The sequence below is a fragment of the Flavobacterium psychraerolatum genome, assembly GCF_025960985.1.
GTDB lineage: Bacteria > Bacteroidota > Bacteroidia > Flavobacteriales > Flavobacteriaceae > Flavobacterium.
In genome coordinates this window covers 25,860-46,087 of record NZ_JAOQMX010000026.1, presented here as the reverse complement: position 1 = coordinate 46,087, position 20,228 = coordinate 25,860, and the positions used below count along the sequence as shown (strand labels likewise).

Annotated in this window: 14 protein-coding genes; 11 read left to right on the top strand and 3 right to left on the bottom strand. The window is 34.1% G+C overall.

Going from position 1 to position 20,228, the window contains the following annotated elements:
* Window positions 1–110: 110 nt before the first annotated feature.
* Window positions 111–1,700 carry a bacillithiol biosynthesis cysteine-adding enzyme BshC gene (gene bshC, locus M2326_RS10860; protein ID WP_264619583.1) on the top strand — a complete coding sequence of 530 codons (1,590 nt, stop codon included), beginning with the start codon at window positions 111–113 and terminating at the stop codon, window positions 1,698–1,700.
* 69 nt (window positions 1,701–1,769) lie between these two features.
* Window positions 1,770–2,189 carry a nucleoside-diphosphate kinase gene (locus tag M2326_RS10855; protein WP_264619582.1) on the top strand — a complete coding sequence of 140 codons (420 nt, stop codon included), beginning with the start codon at window positions 1,770–1,772 and terminating at the stop codon, window positions 2,187–2,189.
* A gap of 91 nt (window positions 2,190–2,280) precedes the next feature.
* On the opposite strand, the gene M2326_RS10850 is transcribed toward M2326_RS10855, so the two are convergent.
* Both M2326_RS10850 and M2326_RS10845 read right to left on the bottom strand, forming a co-directional pair.
* On the bottom strand, window positions 2,281–2,577 hold the full coding sequence (locus tag M2326_RS10850) for a DciA family protein (protein WP_264619581.1): 297 nt from the start codon (window positions 2,575–2,577) through the stop codon (window positions 2,281–2,283).
* Entirely contained in the window at window positions 2,558–2,998 is a 441-nt protein-coding gene (locus M2326_RS10845; protein WP_264619580.1) for a lipocalin family protein, read from the bottom strand. Before M2326_RS10845 ends, M2326_RS10850 begins: the two co-directional genes overlap by 20 nt.
* Window positions 2,999–3,693: 695 nt before the next feature.
* Here M2326_RS10845 and M2326_RS10840 point away from each other — a divergent pair.
* The 7 genes from M2326_RS10840 to uvrB all read left to right on the top strand — a co-directional run bounded on the left by M2326_RS10840 (window position 3,694) and on the right by uvrB (window position 17,474).
* The gene (locus M2326_RS10840) at window positions 3,694–5,919 is read left to right on the top strand and encodes an NADP-dependent isocitrate dehydrogenase (protein ID WP_264619579.1); all 2,226 of its coding nucleotides are present in this window, start codon (window positions 3,694–3,696) and stop codon (window positions 5,917–5,919) included.
* A 136-nt stretch (window positions 5,920–6,055) separates the two neighbouring features.
* Window positions 6,056–8,464 (top strand): TonB-dependent receptor, encoded by a 2,409-nt coding sequence (locus M2326_RS10835; RefSeq protein ID WP_264619578.1) that lies wholly within the window; start codon window positions 6,056–6,058, stop codon window positions 8,462–8,464.
* Between the two features lie 4 nt (window positions 8,465–8,468).
* On the top strand, window positions 8,469–9,290 hold the full coding sequence (locus M2326_RS10830; protein ID WP_264619577.1) for a DUF4249 domain-containing protein: 822 nt from the start codon (window positions 8,469–8,471) through the stop codon (window positions 9,288–9,290).
* A gap of 176 nt (window positions 9,291–9,466) precedes the next feature.
* Window positions 9,467–10,129 carry a thiamine diphosphokinase gene (locus M2326_RS10825; protein ID WP_264619576.1) on the top strand — a complete coding sequence of 221 codons (663 nt, stop codon included), beginning with the start codon at window positions 9,467–9,469 and terminating at the stop codon, window positions 10,127–10,129.
* A 100-nt stretch (window positions 10,130–10,229) separates the two neighbouring features.
* Complete coding sequence (rlmF, locus tag M2326_RS10820; RefSeq protein WP_264619575.1) at window positions 10,230–11,195, top strand: 23S rRNA (adenine(1618)-N(6))-methyltransferase RlmF; 966 nt, start codon at window positions 10,230–10,232, stop codon at window positions 11,193–11,195.
* An 820-nt stretch (window positions 11,196–12,015) separates the two neighbouring features.
* The gene (locus tag M2326_RS10815; protein WP_264619574.1) at window positions 12,016–15,354 is read left to right on the top strand and encodes a TonB-dependent receptor; all 3,339 of its coding nucleotides are present in this window, start codon (window positions 12,016–12,018) and stop codon (window positions 15,352–15,354) included.
* Between the two features lie 131 nt (window positions 15,355–15,485).
* Window positions 15,486–17,474, top strand: coding sequence for an excinuclease ABC subunit UvrB (uvrB, locus tag M2326_RS10810; protein WP_319800840.1), 1,989 nt, complete (start codon window positions 15,486–15,488; stop codon window positions 17,472–17,474).
* 83 nt (window positions 17,475–17,557) lie between these two features.
* Here the strand turns inward: uvrB and M2326_RS10805 are convergent, their stop codons facing one another.
* Complete coding sequence (locus M2326_RS10805) at window positions 17,558–17,962, bottom strand: excinuclease ABC subunit B (protein ID WP_264619573.1); 405 nt, start codon at window positions 17,960–17,962, stop codon at window positions 17,558–17,560.
* Window positions 17,963–18,187: 225 nt separating this feature from the next.
* Between M2326_RS10805 and M2326_RS10800 the strand changes: the two genes are divergently transcribed.
* Both M2326_RS10800 and M2326_RS10795 read left to right on the top strand, forming a co-directional pair.
* Complete coding sequence (locus M2326_RS10800) at window positions 18,188–19,198, top strand: dipeptide epimerase (protein WP_264619572.1); 1,011 nt, start codon at window positions 18,188–18,190, stop codon at window positions 19,196–19,198.
* 4 nt (window positions 19,199–19,202) lie between these two features.
* A complete protein-coding gene (locus M2326_RS10795) occupies window positions 19,203–20,225 on the top strand; it encodes an aminotransferase class I/II-fold pyridoxal phosphate-dependent enzyme (RefSeq protein WP_264619571.1) in 1,023 nt (340 codons plus the stop codon).
* Window positions 20,226–20,228: the final 3 nt, after the last annotated feature.

Below are 20,228 nucleotides of genomic sequence, written 5' to 3'. Positions count from 1 at the left end.
CACATTGGACTACTCAAAGCTACTTTACCTAACATTTGCTAAAGCTTTCATAAACTAACAAAGGATACCATAACTTTTCTTATTTTTACATTAAATTAAGAATCATACACATGCCAACCGACTGTATAAGCTACCAGACATCAGGATACTTCAGTACTTTAATGCAAGATTACCTGAACCAAAAATCCAATCTTACCCCACTCTACAATCACTTTCCAGTTATAGAAAATTTTGAAAAACAAATTTTCGAAAAGAAAAAAAATTACAACTCCAATTCAAGAGCTACATTAGTGTCTGCCTTGAAGCAACAATATAAAACTAGTAGCACTTCACCTCTTACGCTTCAAAATATAGAAGCATTAAGTACCGAAAATACTTTTACTATCACCACCGGTCACCAGCTCAACCTATTTAGTGGGCCTTTGTATTTTTTGTACAAAATTATTTCGACAATCAATTTGACCAACGAGTTAAAAACCAAACATCCAGAATACAATTTTGTACCCATTTATTGGATGGCTACAGAAGACCATGATTTTGACGAAATCAATTACTTTAACTTCAAAGGGAAAAAATTTCGTTGGAATACCGACAGTACGGGACCCGTTGGAAGATTAAGTACTGAAGGACTGGAAGAGTTTTTCGAAATATTTGCTTTAGAATTAGGACATACAACAAACGCAAACAAACTAAAAACACTTTTTCAAGAAGCTTATTTACAACATCCCAACCTAGCCGATGCGACAAGGCATTTGGCTAATACATTATTTGGAGAATATGGTTTGGTAATTATCGATGCTGACAATAAAGAGTTAAAAAAATGCTTCGCTCCTTATATAAAAGAAGAACTAACGCAACAAACAGCACATACCGCAGTAACTGAGACAATACAAAAACTAAGTAATTACAACATTCAGGTAAATCCGCGTGAAATAAATTTATTTTTTATCGAAAACACCATTCGTGAACGCATTATTTTCGAAAATAATAAATACATTGTTAACAACACCACTATAACCTTTACAGAAAAGGAAATAGTAGATTTGGTCAATTCCAATCCCGAAAAATTTAGTCCCAACGTGATCATGCGTCCATTGTACCAAGAAGTAATTTTACCCAACCTCTGTTACATTGGAGGAGGAGGTGAAATTGCTTACTGGCTTGAACTCAAATCGTTTTTTGATGAAGTGAAAATTACTTTCCCAATGCTTTTAGTTCGGAATTCTGCACTAGTAGCTACCAAAAAACAAGTTTCAAAAATAGACAAGCTCGAACTTTCATGGTCTGATTTGTTTTCCAAACAAACTGTTCTCGAAAATAAGTTAACTCAAAAACTATCTTCTTTCTCAATCGACTTGACACCACAAAAGGAACAATTGCAAAAACAATTCAAAGACCTTTTTGAGATTGCACAGCAAACAGATCCTTCTTTTGCAGGAGCCGTAAAAGCACAAGAAATCAAACAAATAAAAGGACTGGAAAATCTTGAAAAGAGATTACTGAAAGCGCAAAAAAGAAAACTAAAAGACCAATTGGAACGTGCTACCAACTTACAAAACGAATTATTCCCGAATAAAAGTCTGCAAGAACGCCAAAACAATTTCTCTGAATTCTACTTAGAAACAGGTATCGATTTAATTCCGATAATGATGAAGCAATTAAAACCATTAGAACAAAATTTTGAAGTGATTCTGTTTTAAAATATAACAAATAAAAGTTATTTCAACAAAAAAATAACTAATTTTACACTAATTAAAAATACAAATAAAATGACAACCAATAGAACTTTTACAATGATTAAGCCAGATGCAGTGGCAAATGGACACATCGGAAACATACTTGCTATGATTACCAATACAGGCTTCAAAATTGTATCTTTAAAATTAACACAATTGACTGTTGCAGATGCACAAGCTTTTTATGAAGTGCACTCAGAAAGACCTTTCTACAACGGATTGGTAGAATTCATGTCAAGCGGACCAATCGTTGCAGCAATTTTAGAAAAAGAAAATGCAGTAGCCGATTTTAGAACTTTGATCGGAGCTACCAACCCAGCAGATGCTGCAGAAGGAACTATCCGTAAATTATATGCAACTTCATTAGGAGAAAATGCAGTTCACGGTTCAGATAGCGATGAGAATGCAGCTATAGAAGGGGCTTTCCATTTCTCTGGTAGAGAATTGTTCTAGTATTTATTGAGAGCATCGTATAATAAAAAATCCATTTGCGTAAGCAAATGGATTTTTTATTACCCTAAATTCACAAAATGGAAACCGAAAATTACCTAAGCACTACGTTAGTAATCACTTCACGTCCCAATTCTTCATTTATCATTTTAATAATTTTAGATTTCCCCAAACTCAATTCCTCCCGCAATACAGACGAAGTTAACTCTACATACAAGGTACTATTTTTCAAAGCAACATTTTGCGTATAACTATTCACACCATTCCCCATCAAACTCTCCCAAGCTTCCTTCACATTAATTTGGTCCATCCCTGGTTGCAACTTATTACCCTGAATGATCTGCTTTAAAACATCACCAACTGTACTTTGATTATTTAGTCTTTTCGCCATCTCCTGTTAAGTTTATTGGTCCTGTTCTTTTATAATGATATTCTTTCTTCTCGTCATTCTTCACCACCAACTCATCATTTGTCAATGTTATCAACTCTTCCGACCATTTTGCAAAATCTGTTGAATAATCCAAAAAAACTTTTTCTTTTTCAAAACGTACAGCTACATTTTCATAAGTATCATTCACAATAAAAGTACCATCCAATTGAGGCATCACTTTTTTACGAATCCCTTTATCCTTTATTATGGCAAAAAAGTCATAACTTTCATTAATTTTGAAATTTTTATCTTCACCATCAGGAAAATCTACCTTTTCAATTTCCCAATAACCATTTAAGAGCGCTACATCTGCTGGCACTACCTTGTGTTTGCACCCCACGATCAATAAGGCAATCAATGCTACTTTAAAAACATTTTTCATACGTAAATACTATTTATATCATTTTTTTTGGAGCTTAATCCTGCTGTCCGCTATATCTTTTTATTTTGCAAAAAAAGCAAAACAAAAAGGATACCGCTCCCATCAGGGCTAGGTAAACAGGAATAATATAACCCTTATAATTCCCTGCAAAGTTACTCTTTAATAATCTATTCAAAAGAAAAAAAAGAAAAACTGATTAAAGTATTTATATCACATATTATAAAATATTCTAGTTGTATTATATTTAAAAAATGTGATTCTCAACTATTAAACTTTCAAAACAAAAAAGGCAAGAAATTCTCAAAAATCCGATAAATCACAATAAACCCTCATAGCACCGATAGGAGCGTTATCCTTTGCTTTTTTTCTTTAAAAAAGCAAAAGTATAGCGGATGAACGAAACGATAACAGCAAAATTAGCTTCAGTTTCTGCTTCAAAAATATAAATCACGCAAACGATTGACAACTAACTCCCAAAGATGATTGATCTGATCCGTGGTATTCTCAAAAAAAATGACTTTATTTAAAAAAATAACATTTTACGACATTGTCGTTAGTTATCCTATAAATCGGTTATTTCTCAGGGAAAATACTCAATATTTTGGCTTGTTTTTTATATCTTTGCTCGGCTTTATTCAAAGCAAATCATACATTTCACATTCTTTCTAAAGAATTACGATTATAAAATAAAAAACATGACACAAAAATCAAAGATTGTTTACACATTAACTGACGAAGCACCTTTGTTAGCTACTTATTCATTTTTACCAATTGTTCAAGCTTTTACCGCAACGGCAGGAATCGAAATTGAAACGGAAGATATTTCGGTTGCAGCTCGTATCCTTGCTAATTTCCCAGAGTTTTTGACTGAGGATCAAAAAGTAAAAGATTCATTGGCTGCATTAGGAAAATTAGCTACTGATCCACAAGCAAACATTATCAAATTACCTAACGTTTCTGCTTCTATACCACAATTAAAAGGGGCTATTGCAGAATTGCAAGCGCACGGATACAAGATCCCTAATTTCCCAGAAGACCCACAAACGGATACTGAAAAGGAAACCAAGGCAAAATATGCAAAAATTACAGGTTCTGCTGTAAACCCTGTTTTACGTGAAGGAAACTCAGATCGTAGAGCTCCAAAAGCAGTAAAAAATTATGCAAAAGCAAATCCACACTCTATGGGAGCTTGGACTGCTGACTCTAAAACTGCAGTAGCCTCAATGAGCGAAGGTGATTTTTATGGAAGTGAAAAATCGGTTACAATTGCTGACGTTACCGATGTGAAAATTGAATTTGTTGCACAAGATGGCGCTACTACTGTATTAAAAGCGAGTACTCCTTTGAAAGTAGGTGAAATCATTGACAGTTCTGTAATGCACTTGAACGCTTTGAAAGCTTTTGTTGCTAAAACAATTGCTGAAGCAAAAGCAGAGGGCGTTTTACTTTCTGTACACTTAAAAGCTACGATGATGAAGGTTTCTGACCCAATTATCTTTGGTGCAATTGTAGAAGTTTATTTTGCTGATGTTTTTGCAAAATATGCTACTTTATTTACTGAACTTGGAGTAAATACAAAAAATGGTTTAGGTGATGTATATGCAAAAATTGCAGGTCGCCCAGAGCAAGCTGAAGTTGAAGCTGCCATCACTGCAGCAATTGAAAATGGTCCAGCCTTGGCAATGGTGAATTCTGATAAAGGAATTACCAACCTGCAAGTTCCATCGGATGTAATTGTTGATGCCTCTATGCCGGCAATGATACGTACTTCCGGTCAAATGTGGAATAAAGAAGGAAAATTACAAGATACTATTGCTATTATTCCAGACCGTTGTTATGCTGGAATTTATACAGCTACTATTGATTTTTGTAAAAAACATGGTGCTTTTGACCCAACTACAATGGGTTCTGTTCCAAACGTAGGTTTGATGGCTCAAAAAGCAGAAGAATATGGTTCTCATGACAAAACTTTCCAAATGTCGGCCAACGGAACTGTTCGTGTGGTTGATCAAAACGGAAAGGTTTTGATGGAACAAGCAGTAGAAGCTAACGACATCTTTAGAATGTGCCAAGCAAAAGATGCTCCAATTCAGGACTGGGTTAAACTAGCTGTAAACAGAGCTCGTTTATCTGAAACTCCTGCTGTCTTCTGGTTGGATGAAAACAGAGCACACGATAGAGAAATTATCAAAAAAGTAAATTTATATTTAAAAGATCACGATACAACTGGACTAGACATTCGTATCTTGAACCCTATCGCTGCAACTGAATTCACTTGTGAAAGAATCATCAAAGGATTGGATACTATCTCTGTAACTGGAAATGTATTACGTGATTACCTTACTGATTTGTTCCCAATTCTAGAAGTTGGAACATCAGCAAAAATGTTATCAATCGTACCATTAATGAATGGTGGAGGATTGTTTGAAACAGGTGCAGGTGGATCGGCTCCAAAACATGTGGAACAATTTACACAAGAAGGTTATTTACGTTGGGATTCATTAGGTGAATTTTTGGCTCTTGGTGCTTCATTAGAACATTTAGGTCAATCTTTAAATAATGAAAAAGCAATTGTTTTGTCTGAAACTTTGGACCAAGCAAACGATGCTTTCTTGCAAAACGACAAATCTCCAGCTAGAAGAGTTGGTGGAATTGATAACCGTGGTTCTCAATTTTATTTAGCTTTGTATTGGGCTCAAGCCTTGGCTGCTCAAACCAAAGATACTGGATTACAAGCTACATTTGCTCCAATTGCAAAAGAACTTACAGAAAACGAAGCTACAATTAATGCAGAATTAATTGATGCTCAAGGAAAACCTCAAGCTATTGGTGGTCATTACCAACCGACGCCAGCTTTATTAAGCAAAGCGATGCGTCCTAGTGCAACTTTCAATGCCATTATAGCAAAAATCAAGGCTTAAACATTAGCCCATAATTATTCTCAAAAAGACAACCCGTAACGGTTGTCTTTTTTTTTTCATTAACACCATTTTAAAGTTTGTTTGTTAGTTAATTACTTATATTTTTATCAAATTTGTATTTCAAATTAAACAAAGTATGTTAAACAGGAAAATATTTACCTTAATACTATTTCTAACCTATAGCTTTTTTACTTTCGCACAAGATAATAGTGATATTGAACTATCAAAACAAAAGTACACTCTAAGCGGAACCATATCTGACACCAAGAACAACGAAACTTTAATTGGTGTAAACATTTACATTCCAGAGACGCAATCTAGTATTAATACCAACCAGTATGGATTTTATTCCATTACCTTACCTCAGGGCTCATACACGATACTAGTAAGTTATATTGGTTTTCAAAATGTATCGAAAAAAATTACCTTAAACAAAAGCACTAAATTAAATCTCAATTTAATAGACAGTCAAGAAATGCTCGAAGAAGTGATCGTGACAGGTACAAATACCAGTACTCAGATTCGAAAACCAGAGATGAGCATGAACAAACTTTCTATCTCTTCTATCAAAAAAATGCCGGTCGTACTGGGAGAAGTCGATGTAATCAAATCATTATTATTACTTCCAGGAGTTACTAATGCAGGCGAGGGAGCATCAGGGTTTAATGTTCGAGGAGGAGGTGCCGACCAGAATTTAATTCTGTTAGACGAAGCTACAATTTTCAACTCCTCACACGTATTTGGATTTTTCTCCGTTTTCAACCCAGATGCCATCAAAGATTTAAAGCTATACAAAGGCGGAATCCCTGCTAATTATGGAGGAAGAGCCTCATCTGTTTTAGATATTTATCAAAAAGATGGTAGCAGCAAGGCTTTTCATGCTAGTGGAGGAATCGGCTTAATTGCCAGCCGTGTCTTACTTGAAGGACCTATAGTAAAAAACAAAGGTTCATTCCTTATTGGTGGAAGAACTTCATATGCACATTTGTTTTTAAAACTATCCAATGACCAAAAAAACAATACGGCTTACTTTTATGATTTGAATACCAAATTGAGTTATAAACTTAATGAAAACAACAACTTATACTTGTCTGGTTATTTTGGACGTGATGTATTTGCAATTAGCAAAAGCTTCTCCAATTCTTATGGAAATGCAACACTTAATTTAAGGTGGAACCATTTATTCTCCGATAAATTATTCTCCAACTTATCTTTAATTTATAGCGACTATTACTATGGATTGGACTTGGATTTTGTAGGTTTCAAATGGGATTCTGGAATTAAGAATTATAACTTTAAATATGATTTTAAAAATTATGTGTCTGACAAATTCAAACTGAATTATGGTCTAAATGCTATTTACTATTCCTTCAACCCAGGAACCATAAGACCAACCGATGCTAATTCTGGAATCAATTTTGACCAATTGGACAAAAAATATGCTTTCGAACCTGCATTATACGTAAGCGCAGAACAAGAAGTATCCAAGAGAATTGCCGTTACGTATGGCTTGCGATACAGTTTATTCTATAGATTAGGTCAATCTACAGTAAATATCTATGACAATAACAATCCAGTAATTTTCAACAAAGATGTACAAATATATGAGAAAGCAACACCAACGGGTACAAAATTTTACAATAAAAATAAAGTAATAAAAAGTTACAACAACCTAGAACCCCGGTTGGCATTATCCTATCAATTAAATGAAAATAGCTCATTAAAAGGAAGCTACAACCGCATGGTACAATACTTGCAATTGATCTCCAATACCTCCTCACCTACTCCCTTGGATGTATGGATGCCTAGTGACAATTTTATCAAACCACAAATTGCTGACCAAGTAGCCGTAGGTTATTTCAAAAACTTCCAAAATAATATGTTTTCCTTAGAAGTCGAAACCTATTATAAAAAAATTAAAAACCGTCTGGACTATATTGATGGTGCCGACTTAATTGCCAACAAAGCCATAGAGCAAATTGTACTCAACGGGCAAATGCGTTCCTATGGTCTCGAAATCATGTTGCGTAAAAATGAAGGTAAATTAAATGGTTGGATTTCTTATACATTATCCAAATCCCAACAACAAACTCCCGGAAGAACACCCGAAGAACTAGGAATCAATAATGGGCAATGGTACCGTTCCATTTACGACAAAACACATAATCTTGCCGTGACAGGATCTTTCAAAAAAAGCGAAAAATGGAGTTTTGGTGCCAATTTTGTATTACAAACAGGACAACCTGTAACCTACCCGAACAGTCAATACTATTACTCTGGAGTTGTAGTTCCTAGTTATGGTTTACGAAATGAAAATCGTTTACCTGCTTACCATCACCTTGACGTTTCAGCAACGCTAACTCCTACAAAAAACAAAGGTAGAGACTGGAAAGGCGAATGGGTATTTAGTATCTACAATCTATACAATCGAAAAAACGCTGCCTCCATCAATTTTAGACAAAATACAGATACAGGCGCCAATGAAGCTGTACGAACCTCTATTTTTGGAATGGTTCCTGCCGTAAGTTATAATTTCAAATTCTAGAAATATGAAAAAAATACACCTCATACTATCCTTATTTACACTCCTTTTTTTTTATAGTTGTGAAGAAGTTGTTCAAGTAGACCTCGATACAGCACCACCAAAATTGGTTATTGAAGCAACTATCAAATGGCAAAAGGGAACAACAGGAAAGGAACAAAAAATAAAATTAACCACAACAGCCTCTTTTTACAGTACACAAATACCTACTGTTTCTGGAGCAATTATTACAGTCCAAAATAGCAGCAATACCAACTTCAACTTTAGAGAAGTAGCTGGTACAGGTGAATATATATGTACCAATTTTATTCCAAAAATAGACGAAACATATACATTAAACGTAAAACACAACGGAGAAACCTACACTGCCACCGAAACCTTAAAATCAGTGGCACCAATTGAAAAAATAGAACAAAAAAATGATGGTGGCTTCACTGGAAAAAACATACAAATTAAAACCTACTTTACCGATCCCCCTTTAGTAACAAATTATTACTTGTATCAATATACTTATACCGACCAAATAACACAGACCTTTTACGGGGATGTGGATACCTATTTTCAAGGAAATCAATTTTTCAGCCTATCTCAAAACGATGACTTAAAAGCTGGTGATGAAGTTAAAATTGTTCATTATGGAGTTTCAAAATCATACTATAATTACATGAATATCCTAATTAGTATTGCAGGAGGTGGTAGTGGAGGCCCTTTTCAATCTCCTCCCGCAACTGTACGCGGAAACGTTATCAACAATACCAACAAGAGTAACTATCCGTTGGGCTACTTTGCCTTGTGCGAAATTGATAGCAGAACATATTTAGTTCAGTAATTATTTAATAGCAATAAATTATTTGGGCGTGACCCGCTAAAAAATCGCGGGTCGGGCTATACGTTCTCGCTTTTTTTATCTTGCAAAAAAAGCAAGATAAAAAAGAGCTCCACTTCTATCCCTCACGCAAAAAAAAACCACCAAATTCTTTATCTTTACAACACAAAAAAATAACTATGTCCTCACATCATATCGTACGAGACGATCAAGAACCAGCTTTAATTATTGCCAATGGTGCATCTTGTAATCCTGAATTATTAGGACAGTTACTAGAATGGTCACCAATAGTGATAGTACTAGATTCAGCCATAGAACGAGTAATAAAAATGGATATCAAAGTAGATGTCTTGCTGGGGGATTTTGATCGAGATTTTGATGCAAATTATTACAAAGAACAACAATACCCACTTGAAGTCATCCATACACCAGACCAAAATAAAACAGATCTCGAGAAAGCTTTTGATTATTTGATCGAAAGAAAGATTCCAGCTGTGAATGTAGTTTGGGCAACAGGACGTAGGACCGATCACACCATTACCAATTTAACCAACATTGTTCGCTACCGTGATCTACTGAAAATTGTGATTTTGGACGACCACTCCAAAGTTTTTTTACTACCCCGAAAATTCAAAAAATGGTACACAGAAAACACCCCAATATCCTTAATACCAATAGGACATGTAAGTGGAATAACTTCTGAGAACTTATTTTATCCCTTAAAAAACGACAGCTTAACCATTGGTTATAAAACAGGTAGTAGCAACCATGTTACCAAAGACGGTATCGTAAAAATAGAACATACCGAAGGTGATTTACTCCTCATGGAATGTATGGATTAATTTAATCCGTAAAAACATAGAAAAGTTATACTTTTTTATATAACTTGCTCGTGATTAGGATAAAATATATTTTTCAAATCCTTTTCCCGAAACAGAAAGAATGATGGCTAAGCAGCTCACCGAAAAAACCAATTTACACCCAAGAAATCAACATCGATCACGATACGATTTTAAACTATTAATAGAACAATATCCGGCATTAAAAAGCTTTGTTGCTATTAATGAACATCAGATTGAAACTATAGACTTCAGTAATCCTGATGCGGTAAAAGCTTTAAACAAAGCGCTATTAATCATGCACTACGGAATAAAAAATTGGGATATACCCAAAGATTATTTATGTCCACCTATTCCTGGTAGAGCAGATTATATCCACAATATTGCCGATTTATTAGCCTCCTCAAACGGAGGCATTATACCTGTAGGGGAAAGCATTCAAGGTCTTGACATCGGCATTGGAGCCAATTGTATTTATCCCATATTAGGAAACTCAATTTACAACTGGAGCTTTGTCGGAACTGATATTGATGATAAAGCATTAAAAAACTGTAGTAAAATCATCGAATCAAATCCTAATTTAATTGATGCCATCAGTCTACAACAGCAAACTGAATCCCGTTTTATCTTTAAAAATATTATTACTCCCGAAGATAAATTTGAATTTGTTCTTTGCAATCCTCCCTTTCATACTTCTCAAGAAGAAGCCACACAAGGAAGTATCCGAAAAGTAAACAATTTAGAAAACAAAAAAACAACCAAACCAATTTTGAACTTTGGTGGCCATAATGCCGAATTATGGTGTGAAGGTGGTGAGTTTCGATTTATCTCTCAAATGATTTATGAAAGCGCCAAATATCCTATGCAAGTTTTATGGTTTACAACTTTGGTTGCAAAACAGTCCCATCTCAAAAGCTTATACAATGTTTTGAATAAAGTAAAAGCGTCAAACATAAAAACAATGGATATGGCACAAGGACAAAAAACAAGTCGCATTCTTGCATGGTCTTTTTTGAGCGAACAACAACAAGAAGATTGGAAATTTCAAAAGAGTGATCAAGTAATTTAATTACAGACCTAATAATTGAACACTTAGATGTAATCACAAAACTGAATCTTTCTATACTACTAATAAATATAATACAAAGTAAAATATTCTTTTGCTACCCGAATCAAATAGGTATCAATATACACAAAATGACTACTTCTACAATTTGATATAATTAGTAACATCAATCTCCAATACATCCTATTAATTGGAGATTGTAATGTAAAGGAAACTATAACGGAGTCAATCTACTGAAAGTTCAACTATCATACTCTTATTTCCATATTCTACAATTTTCGTTTGAACATAAGATAATCAATAAAACAGCCATAGCTATATTTGATTAAATCCATATTAATAAAAAACATCAATTACACATACAGTCAAAATAGTTGTATTAAGGAGCTAAATTCTTTGATAAATAAGAATTAGCAAAAAATTACTCAAATAACAGTAAAAACATTTTCTTAACATAGTAAAAAAAGTTTTAACAAAAAGCAGTAAAAACAACCAATTATCTAACAAATTGACAGATTAATTATTGGTTTCAAATTAATAACTTAGCACAAATGCTGTATTCGCAAAAACACTTTATTTCACTCCACAAAACACCATAGAAAACAGCTCTATTTTTGTACTAAAATAGTTTCAGAAACCAAATAAAAATAAGCAAAAAAAAGCTTTAAAACAGCCATTTCTTAACATTAAGTTAACCTGTGTAATTTTTTTCATTCAAAAAAAGCAGTATGAATCATATTATCTTCACAACTTGTTAACAATTTCTTAATATAGATAAGCAAAAATTAGAGGAATTTTGTGAAAAAATTTAAACAATTTTAACATGAGAAAATTACTTTTTATTTTACTTCTTGCTTATACTTCCATTGGAATGGCACAGGTAACTAAATCTTCTATTTCTGGAACTATAAAATCTGCCAAAGGCGAGGCTTTACCAGGAGCAACTATTGAGGTTATCCACGAACCGACTGGATCAAAGTATTATGCAAATTCCGACGTGAACGGAAGGTACACCGTTCCTGCTATTAAACCAGGAGGACCATACACTGTGAAAGCTACTTATGTGAGCTACACTACCACTGAGATCACTGAGATCAATGCTCCATTAGGAAACAACATTACTATAAATATTGTACTGAAAGCAGAAATGAATGCTTTACAAGAAGTTGTAGTACTATCATCAAGAACAAATGCTTTGTTTTCTAAAAATAAAACAGGTGCTTCTCAACAATTTTCTAATAGGGAAATTAATGCTGTCCCAATTACAGGATCACGTTCTATCAATAGTGTAACAAAATACAACGCAAATGCTGGAAGTAACGGATCGTTTGGAGGACAAGATTCTCGTTTAAATAACTTTACTATTGATGGCTCTGTATTCAATAACGGTTTTGGTTTGGGTGGTGACGCACAAGCTGGGGGCCGTACAGGATCAACTGCTATTTCTATGGATGCCATTGAACAATTACAAGTTAATATCGCTCCTTTTGATGTACGTCAATCAGGATTTATAGGAACTGGTATTAATGCTGTTACAAGAAGTGGTAGTAATAATGTAGAAGGATCTGTTTATCATTCATACCAAAACAATTCTAAAACATATTTGGGAACAAAAGCAGGAGATAACACTATTTCTCCAGGTAAATTCAATCAAAAAATTTATGGTGCTAGATTGGGTATGCCAATCATCAAAAACAAATTATTCTTTTTTGGTAACTTTGAAACAGTAGACAACGTTTCTCCAGCCACTAACTGGATAGCAAATGATGGATCTGGAACTCAAACAGGACAGGTTACAAGAACTTCTGTAACAGACCTTAATTTAGTTTCAAAAACATTATTTGATAATTTTGGATATGTAACTGGACCTTACCAAGACTATGATGCTAATTCAACCTCTACAAAATACTTAGCTCGTATTGACTGGAATCTTAATGACAATAACAAATTGAATGTTCGTTATGTTCACCATGACTCAGAGTCTGATCAATTAATTTCAAACTCTACGTCAGCAGGTGCTGGTAACAGAAGAACAAATGTAAACTCATTATCATACCAAAATAGTGGGTATACTGTACAAGATAATACCCGTTCGATCGTATTAGAATTGGATAGTAAATTATCGAACAGGACTAATAATAACTTTATTGCAGGTTATGATAAACAAATTGAGAACAGAGGACTACAAGGTGGAGGTATCTTCCCTACGATAGATATTTTGCAATCTGGTTCAACATATATTTCTGCAGGTTTAGACCCTTTTACAAAAGGAAACAAATTAGATTATTCTACACTACATTTCACAGACAACGTTACTGTTACAGCAGGAAAACACACGATGGTTTTTGGAGCAAATTACGAAAGGTTTATTTCAAATAACTCTTTTATAATTGCTAATAATGCTGCGTACACCTTTAACTCAATAGCAGATTTTGTTGCTACAATGAACGAAGCAGCAACATTAAACGGTGCTTTAACTACCGTTAACAAACCAAGTAGAACACAATATAACTATTCTTTACTAGGTGGAGACGATGCTAACCAAGTATTTAAATCTAATAAAATTGATTTGTACGCACAAGACAACATCAAAGTAAGCGAAAAATTAAACATTACATTTGGTTTAAGAGCTTCACAACTTTGGTTTGCTAATACTGGAATTTCTAACAAATTCTTAACTGGTTATACAACAGCAGCTGGTGTTGATGTAGCACCTCTTACTTTTGCTGATGGACAAACATTTGATTCAGGAAAAGGGCAAAAAAGTCAAATATTGTTTGAACCAAGATTTGGTTTCAATTTAGATGTTTACGGAGACAAAACAACACAATTACGTGGAGGAACAGGAATCTTTACAGGACGTCCTCCTTATGTATTATTGAGTAATGCAATTGGAAATAGTGGTGCAATCATCAACGGGTTTAGCAATATTACCAGTGGATTTACAGCAGATCCAAGTAAATTTTTAACACCTTCATCTTTAGAGCCGTCACCAAATTTCCAACTTAACGCGACAGCTACTAATTATAAATTTCCACAAGTTTGGAAATCTACTTTTGCAATTGATCAAAAATTACCATTTGGTTTCACTGGAACTGTAGAAAGTATTTTTGGACAAAACATCAATGCAGCAACATATTATGATGCGAATTTAGAAGCACCAACTGGTAATTTTTCAGGAACTGATAATAGAGCGCGTTACGCAAGAACTGATGCAGGTGTACGTGTTGTAGATAATGTTAATGGAGCTTATGTATTAACAAGTAAAAGCAAAGGTTATTTTTACTCTACTACATTCAAGTTAGAATATGCTTACCAAAGTGGACTATGGGGATCATTAGCTTATACACACTCAGGTGCATATGATTTAAACTCAGTAGGTTCAACAGCGGCTAGTGCTTATAATGGTACTGCTACAGTAAATGGAAATAATGATTTGACCTTATCAAAATCAAATAACAATACACCTAACCGTATTGTTGGAACTCTAGGGTACAAAATTCAATATGGAGGAGAATTTGGAGGAGCTACCTCTTTCAGTTTAGGTTATATTGGAGAACAAACAGGAGCAAACAGTTACACAGTTAATGGTGATATGAATGGTGACCAAATTAAAGGAAACGATTTGATCTATGTACCAAACTCTGCATCTGAACTTGAATTTAACAATATTACTGCTGGTGATCTAAATTCTTCAATACGAGGAACTGCTGCTGGAAATGTAGTATTATTTACTCCTGCACAACAAATTGCTGCATTTGATGCTTATATCAATCAAGATAAATATTTATCAACTAGAAGAGGACAGTACGCACAAAGAAATGCATCTACTATCCCTATGTTACACCGTTTGGACTTATCTATAACTCAAGATTTCTTTATCAAAGCAGGTAAGCATAAAAATAGCTTACAAGTAAGAGCAGATATATTGAACTTTACAAATATGATCAATAAAAATTGGGGTGTAAGCCAACGTTTTACTAATACAAGTCCTTTAATTTCCAAAGGGATTGACACAGCTACAAACAAACCAATTTACACGATGGCAACACAAATTTCAGCTGGAAATCAAGTTTTGCTTAAAGATACTTACCAAAAAAATACTTCTACATCTGATGTATGGCAAGCTCAATTGACTTTGCGTTATACATTTGGAAAGTAATTTATTATTCTAAAAAAGTAATAAGTAGACAAAGCCATCAACGAAAGTTGATGGCTTTTCTATTATAAAGAACCTTCTATTTACCAATTACTTTGTAACTTTGCTCATATAAACTTTGCAACGAAATACCAATGAACTTCCAAGTCGTATCTGATTATCAACCCAAAGGTGACCAACCCGAAGCAATCAAAAAACTTGTTCAAGGACTTAATGATGGTGATCCTTATCAAACCCTACTAGGAGTTACAGGGTCTGGGAAAACTTTTACGGTCGCCAATGTAATTCAGGAAGTACAGCGCCCTACTTTGGTTTTGGCACACAACAAAACCTTGGCAGCACAACTATACTCCGAGTTCAAGCAATTTTTCCCTAATAATGCAGTAGAATATTTTGTTTCCTACTACGACTACTATCAGCCCGAAGCATTCATGCCTGTAACCGGCGTATTTATCGAAAAAGATTTGTCTATCAATGAAGAATTGGAAAAAATGCGTTTGAGTACCACCTCTTCCCTACTATCGGGGCGACGAGATATTTTGGTGGTCGCATCTGTTTCTTGTTTATATGGTATTGGAAATCCTGTAGAGTTTCAGAAAAATGTGATCGAGATCGAAAGAGATCAAGTAATTTCGAGAACTAAATTACTGCATCAATTAGTACAAAGTTTATATTCTAGAACAGAAGCTGATTTTACTCCCGGAAACTTTAGAATAAAAGGAGATACTGTAGAAGTATATCCTAGTTATGCTGACGATGCCTATAGGATTCATTTTTTTGGCGATGAAATTGAAGAAATAGAATCTTTTGATATCAAAACATCAATGGTAGTTGAAAAATTCGGAAAGCTAACTATATATCCCGCCAATATGTTTGTCACTTCTCCAGACGTTCTACAAGGTGCTATTTGGGAAATCCAACAAGATTTGGTCAAACAAGTAGATTATTTTAAAGAAATCGGAAAACATCTTGAAGCCAAACGTCTCGAAGAACGCACCAATTTTGATTTGGAAATGATTCGGGAATTGGGCTATTGTTCAGGTATTGAAAATTATTCTCGATACCTTGATGGTCGATTGGCAGGAACGAGACCTTTTTGTTTATTAGATTATTTCCCAAAAGACTTTTTAATGGTCGTAGATGAAAGCCACGTAACGCTTTCTCAAGTACATGCTATGTATGGAGGTGATCGCAGCCGTAAAGAAAATTTGGTAGAATATGGTTTCCGACTACCTGCAGCGATGGACAACAGACCATTAAAATTTGAAGAGTTTGAAGCCATGCAAAATCAGGTAATTTATGTTTCTGCAACTCCTGCTGATTATGAATTGGAAAAATGTGAGGGGGTATATGTAGAACAAGTTATTCGTCCTACTGGACTATTGGATCCTATTATTGAAATACGTCCAAGTTTGAACCAAATTGATGATTTGATTGAAGAAATCCATGTACGTTGTGAATTGGATGAACGTGTACTAGTTACGACTTTAACAAAAAGAATGGCTGAAGAATTAGCAAAATACCTAACCAAAGTAAATATACGTTGCCGTTACATACACTCTGATGTAGATACTTTGGAGCGAATAGAAATCATGCAAGATCTACGAAAAGGAATATTTGACGTTTTAATAGGTGTCAACTTATTAAGAGAAGGTTTGGACCTACCCGAAGTTTCCTTGGTAGCGATATTAGATGCTGATAAAGAAGGTTTTTTGCGTAGTCACCGGTCTCTCACTCAAACCATTGGTCGTGCAGCACGTAACTTAAATGGAAAAGCAATTTTATATGCAGATAAAATTACGGCAAGTATGCAAAAAACCATAGACGAAACGGACTACCGTCGTACCAAGCAGATGAACTTCAATACTGCCAATAATATCGTTCCGCAAGCACTAAATAAAAAAATTGAAAGCGCTTTTGTCAAAAGCTCTTTGGTGAATTATGAATTAGGAAATAGTCTTGATACGGCCGCAGAACCAGAAAACGAATATTTATCGAAAGCAGAACTAGAAAAACGCATACGCGAAAAGCGTAAAAACATGGAAAAAGCGGCAAAAGAACTAGATTTTATGCAAGCAGCAAAATTAAGAGATGAGATTAAAGCCTTACAGGAAAAATTATAAAATCAATTAAGTCTATACTTTATTCTTCATTCAAAATATAAATTCTGTTACTGATCCATCATCAAATTTAACTAACAAATAAATCAATGATATTCAACATCTTTGAATATTCGCAATAACTCATTGATACTTATCTGTGTATCTGGTGCTATTTTCATTTTTTTAAGTACTTTTTTAACTGCATCAAGGTTTACCCCCATATGAATGGAAAACTGTTTGATAGCAGTAGCATCCTTCATAAACAAAATTCCATCTTTTTGCATTAATATAGCAAGTCTGTAAAATTGCAAAATACGAACAGATTGATCTTTCAGCAATTTCAAAGTAGTTCCTTTATAGAATAACTCCATAAATCCTCCTCTTTCTATGTCCAAGGTATTGGCTAATAAAAATAAAAAGTCAAATTCCTTTTTATCCAATTCTCCATCGACTGTCGCATAAGCGATCATATCTAGTAATAAATTCTTCTTTTCTTGATAAACGTCCATTCGAATATTAATTTATGCTAATTTATCATTTTTATCACAATAACCAAAAAACAATTGATTATTTGAGAATATAATTTTTAGCACCTGTACATTTTAACAAAAACATACTAAATCGTTAAAGAATTATCTATAACTACAAAAACATTTTTAAAAACAAAGCATAACAATTCTTGCTTAAATTCACTAAATTTAATTTTATTATAAAAACCTATAATAGTTATATTTATGGAACTAATCATCAGAGCATACGACTTAAAATTAAAACATACTTTCACCATTTCTCGGGAATCATTTGACATTCAGCCGTCCATGATTGTTGAATTAAAAGCTGATGGGTTTTCAGGATTTGGAGAAGCGACCTCCAATCCTTACTATAATATCACAATTCCAAAAATGACAGCCGACTTGGAAACGATACGCCCTCAGATTGAAAGTATAACCAATGATACACCAGGAGAATTTTGGTCTAAAATGCATGTTTTTCTTAAAGATGATTTATTTGCTTTGTGTGCTTTGGACATGGCCTACAATGACTTATATGCTCGAAAAAAAGGAAAAAAATTATACGATTTATGGAATTATACCACTGAAAATAATCCAATAACAAATTATACAATCGGAATTGATAGTATTGAGAAAATGATTACTAAGATGGAAGAACTTCCTTGGCCCATTTATAAAATAAAATTGGGAACAAAAGAAGATCTCGCTATAGTCAAAGAACTAAGAAAACGCTCTAATGCCATCTTTAGAATTGATGCTAATTGTGGTTGGGGAGTTAATGAAACAATAAAAAATGCCATCGAATTAAAAAAGTTAGGTGTCGAATTCCTAGAGCAACCCTTAAAAGCAGACAACTGGGAGGGTCATACAAAAGTTTACAAAGAATCTGTTTTACCCATTATTGCAGACGAAAGTTGTATTATTGAAACAGACGTAGCGAAATGCTACCAACATTTTCATGGTGTAAATATTAAGCTTGTAAAATGTGGTGGTCTTACCCCTGCTCGTAGAATGATTCAAGAGGCCAAAACATTTGGTCTAAAAACTATGGTAGGTTGTATGACAGAATCCTCTGTCGGCATATCTGCTATTGCTCATTTGCTACCTCAACTTGACTATGTTGATATGGATGGTCCACTACTATTGGCAGAAGATATTGCAAACGGAGTACAAATTACACAAGGAAAGATCACCTATGCTACAGGACATGGAACAGGAGTAGTTCTAAAATAAAAATATGAAAGTAACACAATGTCCAGATAGAATCCTCACGATTGACCACCAAAAATACCTCTATTTTGGTGGAACATCTTATTTGGGTCTACCCAATCATAAAAAATTCAAAAAATTATTGATCAAAAATATTTTAAAATGGGGTACAACCTATGGAAGTTCTAGAAATGCAAATATTCAGCTTACGGCTTATGATGATGGTGAGCAGTTTTTAGCTAATTTCATCCAATCAGAAGCTGCATTAACAGTTTCCTCGGGAATGTTGGCAGGAAAAATTATCATCGAAATCCTCACTCCATCAACAGATTGTTTTTTTCATTTTCCAAATATACACACTGCTTTGCAAGCTCCGAATAGTCTTGCAGTATTTATAGAAGGTAAAATTAATCCAAGATTGCTCAATGGAACCAAAGAACAAATCACCATTTTGACAGATGCTGTACCTTCATCACTAATCAAAGCCAATGACTTATCGGTATTAGAAATGATTTCGAAAACAAAAATTATCACTTTGGTTCTAGATGAGTCACACTCCCTTGGGATCTTAGGAACACATGGGTGTGGTATTTTTTCGTCCATAAAATATCCAACAATTCAACGAAAGATAATGTTCTCGTCATTAGGAAAATCAATGGGACTAACCGGAGGTGTAATTGCATCTGACATGGATTTTATAGCACAAATTCGCAAAAATGCAAGCTTTGTCTCTAGTGCCGGCATGAATCCCGCTTTTGTTCAAACTATTGCCGAAGGGAAAGACATTTATAAAAAGCAACATATAAAACTGCTTCGAAATTTAGCTTATGTCGATTCTAAACTTTATTTCGATAAAAAAAGCAACTTCACCCCTTATTACCCAGTGATTTACCCTAAAATACCCAATTTAAAAACAATCCTTAGTAAGGAAAAGATTATTATCACACATTTTGCATACCCCAATCTAGAGGGTGAATTATTCCGAATTGTATTTACTGCCAATCACAAAAAAAAGGATTTGGATAAAATAATAGCTATTCTCAATCAATAGTAA